Annotated in this window: 1 protein-coding gene and 4 tRNA genes; all 5 read right to left on the reverse strand. The window is 43.4% G+C overall.

Going from position 1 to position 2,224, the window contains the following annotated elements; all coding sequences use genetic code 11:
- Nucleotides 1–986: carbohydrate porin (locus B9J84_RS13985; RefSeq protein ID WP_094124389.1), on the reverse strand; the 986-nt coding region annotated here is incomplete at its 3' end.
- 754 nt (nt 987–1,740) lie between these two features.
- Nucleotides 1,741–1,816, reverse strand: a tRNA-Gly gene (locus B9J84_RS13990).
- Nucleotides 1,817–1,839: 23 nt separating this feature from the next.
- Nucleotides 1,840–1,926: transfer RNA gene (locus B9J84_RS13995), tRNA-Leu, on the reverse strand.
- 85 nt (nt 1,927–2,011) lie between these two features.
- Nucleotides 2,012–2,087: transfer RNA gene (locus B9J84_RS14000), tRNA-Gly, on the reverse strand.
- Between the two features lie 2 nt (nt 2,088–2,089).
- Nucleotides 2,090–2,163, reverse strand: a tRNA-Cys gene (locus B9J84_RS14005).
- Between the last annotated feature and the right edge of the window lie 61 nt (nt 2,164–2,224).

Here is a 2,224-nt window from a genome sequence, read left to right on the forward strand (position 1 = left end):
CGGATACGCATGCCTAGATCTTTGTTTTCTGTGTCGTCTACTTTCGAGTAGTAAGTACCTAGATAAACAGAGAAATCTTCCACATCCATCACATTAGCAAATTGGTAAGAAGCATAAGTGGTGTTTACTTTTACTGTATTAGTTGTCTCAGTTTCTCCATAGACATGACCCAAACCAAAGCCTTTAAACAGTAAGTTAGCACCGATGGTCGTATCTTCTTGTTTAGTTTTGTCGAAATCACGGAACGCATAGTTCACGTTGATAGAAAGATCGTTAGCAGAATAGTTAACTGTCGCGCCATAACCAAGGAAATCATTCGCAGCATCTTTATCATCTGCAGTCAGATTGGCTTCTAAACCAGCAGCAACACGAACTGAGTCAACGATCTGGTATGCAACAACTGGGCGTACAAATACGGCATTCTGATCCGCTGCAGACTCATTCTCAAATTTAGTTGAGAGTTCAAAATAAAGGTTATCTGCCGTTTTGCTAAAGCCAATTTGTCCGTTATCACCGCGGCCACGAGCCGCATTCGCTCGGTACACGTCGCCGTTACCAAAACTTGTCTCAGCGTCATTATCAACTTTAGCGTATTCAAGCATAGTATCTTGGCCAACAGGGAACAAATCAAACGCTTCATAGCGGCCTACTTTCAGTTCCCAGTTATTCGCTTGACCAAATGCAATCCACGCATCATCAAGTTCAACTTTACCCGTTGTTTTAAGTAAAGGTTGTGCTTGTGCTTTGATATAACGGTCACCACTCACACTGCGCTCACCAGCGATTTGAACCAAAAGGCGGCCATCTTGATTTAGATGTTGCTTGTCAGTGGCATTTTTATCACGAAGGTTGATATCGAACTCAACATCACCGCCGATTGAGAAAACACCTTGTTCACCTTCAACACTGATACCTGCGTTTGCTTGTAGTGCGGCTGAAATTAGAATTGCGGCAAGAGAAAGTTTACCAGAGGTAGCAAAATTCATTTTTTATACTCCATCGACCTTATGGTCATCATTATCATTATGTTGGTGCTTGGCACCTTGAATCTCATCCTGAGATATAGACAATAAAATTAATGAGTTAGGCTCAGATTCACCGGGGGAAGTAGCACGCTACTTTGGTAATCATGAACAGCTCAATCTCTTTATTGCTCAGCAACCACTGCTTATGTATTCCCTTAACGTTGCTGACGGGGATGGAGTTTACATTCACCGAATCAATGTAAAAATAGATCAATGTCACATTGGGAATCGTTCCCATGAATGGGTTGTTGATAAGTTTATATAAATCACGCTTTTGCAAATAATTCACACCATAAATTAAATGTTGGCACGAAAATTATGTGAAGTAGGCCGAAATTTCACTTCACAAAATAATAACAACTCAAGATAAAGGTTGCTTTATCAAATTATTAACATTCTAGAATTGGGGATGGAGAGTAAAAACGATGCGAGATTTGACCATAAATTGAAGCACTGCTGTTTGATGGTGATGGCTTTGCTTAAAATATTTCAATTTCACGTCCGAAACCGTCAACGAATATAGTGAACGTAGGGGGGGGATTTACCCAATTTCTGCTAGGGCTTTAATTTGGAGCGACACGCGAGGTTCGCTTTCTTTTGGACTAAAAGCGTGACCTCAACCTTGGCAAGGTGGCTCTAAAACGACATCGTTGGTTGTGAACTAGCTGTGAGACAGAGATGAAAAAGCCCCAGCATTTCTGCTAGGGCTTTAATTTGGAGCGACACACGAGGTTCGAACTCGTGACCTCAACCTTGGCAAGGTTGCGCTCTACCAACTGAGCTAGTGTCGCATACTGCATAAGCAGTAAAAAGATGGTGCCCCGGGCCGGACTTGAACCGGCACGACTCGAAAGTCGAGGGATTTTAAATCCCTTGTGTCTACCAATTTCACCACCAGGGCACGCAATTCTGCATTGCGATGCTGTTTACAAAATTTAGTAACACCATCTTTAGATACTGAACGTTAAGTTCAACACCTCAAAATTTGGAGCGACACACGAGGTTCGAACTCGTGACCTCAACCTTGGCAAGGTTGCGCTCTACCAACTGAGCTAGTGTCGCAATGGAGGCGCGTCCCGGAGTCGAACCGAGGTCCACGGATTTGCAATCCGCTGCATAGCCCCTCTGCCAACGCGCCCCTGTAACATCAAGGGGTTGGGTTGTTTCTTCGTTCCTCTCAAGTACGGGATGCATTCTAC

It is taken from the genome of Vibrio sp. V03_P4A6T147, assembly GCF_002241085.1.
GTDB lineage: Bacteria > Pseudomonadota > Gammaproteobacteria > Enterobacterales > Vibrionaceae > Vibrio > Vibrio anguillarum.